The organism is Longimicrobium sp., assembly GCF_035474595.1.
Classification (GTDB): Bacteria; Gemmatimonadota; Gemmatimonadetes; order Longimicrobiales; family Longimicrobiaceae; genus Longimicrobium.
The window spans coordinates 1-1,670 of sequence record NZ_DATIND010000123.1; the positions used below are offsets into that span (position 1 = coordinate 1).

Annotated in this window: 3 protein-coding genes; all 3 read left to right on the plus strand. The window is 74.6% G+C overall.

The features are described 5' to 3' along the window. Window positions 1-1,009: phosphopantetheine-binding protein (locus VLK66_RS21890; RefSeq protein WP_325311617.1), on the plus strand; the 1,009-nt coding region annotated here is incomplete at its 5' end. A 161-nt stretch (window positions 1,010-1,170) separates the two neighbouring features. Next, window positions 1,171-1,614 (plus strand): condensation domain-containing protein, encoded by a 444-nt coding sequence (locus VLK66_RS21895; protein ID WP_414676520.1) that lies wholly within the window; start codon window positions 1,171-1,173, stop codon window positions 1,612-1,614. Further along, window positions 1,596-1,670 (plus strand): hypothetical protein (locus tag VLK66_RS28795; protein ID WP_414676521.1); only part of this gene is annotated, 75 nt, incomplete at its 3' end. The genes VLK66_RS21895 and VLK66_RS28795, both read left to right, overlap by 19 nt.

A 1,670-nucleotide genomic window follows, 5' to 3' on the forward strand; every position in this document is an offset into this window, starting at 1 on the left:
GGAGATCCACGTCCTCTACGGGCCCACCGAGGCCGCCATCATCTGCGCCTCGCACCGGCTGGGCGACGAGGCCGTCTCGCGGCAGATGGTGGGGCGGCCGCTGGGGAACGCCGCGCTGTACGTGCTGGAGCCCGGGGGGAGCGTGGCGCCCGCGGGGATGGCGGGCGAGCTCTGCCTGGGCGGGCGGAGCGTGGCGCGCGGCTACCTGGGGCGGCCGTCGCTCACCGCGGAGCGCTTCGTCCCCGACCCGTTCCCGGCGGCGCCCGGCGCCCGGCTGTACCGCACCGGCGACCGGGTGCGCCGGCCGGCCTCCGGGGAGCTGGAGTTCCTGGGGCGGACCGACCGGCAGGTGAAGATCCGCGGCTACCGCATCGAGCCGGGGGAGATCGAGGCCGCGCTGCGCCGGGCGCCCGGGGTCGGCGACTGCGCCGTCGTCGCGCGCGAGGACGTGCCGGGCGACCGGCGGCTGGTGGCGTACCTGGTGGGTGAAGCGACGGCCGAGGCGCTGCGCGACCGCCTGCGCCAGAGCCTGCCGGAGTACATGGTGCCGGCGGCGTTCGTCTTCCTCGACGCGCTCCCGCTGACGCCCAACGGCAAGCTGGACCGCAAGGCGCTGCCGGCGCCGGATCTCGCGTCGGCGGAGAAGTACGTGGCGCCGCGCACCCCCGTGGAGGAGGGGCTGGCGGAGATCTGGGCGGAGGTGCTGGGGCTGGAGCGCGTGGGGGTGGAGGAGAGCTTCTTCGAGCTGGGCGGGCACTCGCTGCTGGCCGCGACGGTGGTGTGGGGGGTCCGCGAGCGTTTCGGCGTGGAGCTGCCGCTGCGGGCGCTCTTCGAAGGACCCACGGTGGCGGAGCTCGCCCGCGTCGTGGAGGAACGCGAGCCGGCGGCCCTGGCGGGACCGGTGCCCGAGCTGGCGCCCGGCACCGAGGCCAGCCCGCACCACCTGCTCTCGGTGCTCGACGACCTGTCGGACGAAGAGCTCGATCGCCTCCTGGGCGCGCAAACCTGAAGCATCGGAAATCGGAATGACCGTCCCCCCCCGAGTCCGCCGGCACGCTCTCGCGCAGCGAGAAGCAGGCGCTGCTCTGCAAGATCTTCCTCGAGAGGATCGGGCGGACGCGGACCGCGCCCGCCTCCTTCGCGCAGGAGCGGCTCTGGTTCATCGACCGGCTGGAGCCGGGAAGCGCCGTCTACAACATGCCCATCGCCTGGCGCCTAGAGGGGGCGCTGGACGCGGTGGCGCTGGAGCGCGCGCTGGGCGAGATCGTCCGGCGCCACGAGGCGCTGCGCACCACCTTCAGCGAGGCGGGCGGCTCGCCGGTGCAGGTGATCGCGCCCTTCGGCGGGTTCTCCCTGCCGGTGGAGGACCTGTCGGAGGTGGACGAGGCGGATCGCGAGGCGGCGCTCGCGCGGCGCGCCTGCGAGGAGGCGCGGCGGCCGTTCGACCTCGCGGCGGGACCGCTCTTCGGCGCGACGCTGCTGCGGCTGGGCGAGGAAGACCACGTGCTGCTGCTCTCGATGCACCACGTCGGGAGATGCTGGGGCTGGAGCGGGTGGGCGTGGAGGACGACTTCTTCGAGCTGGGCGGCCACTCGCTGCTCGGTACCGGCGTGATCGGCCGCCTGCGGCTGCAGTTCGGCGTGGAGCTGAAGATGGACGCCATCTTCCGC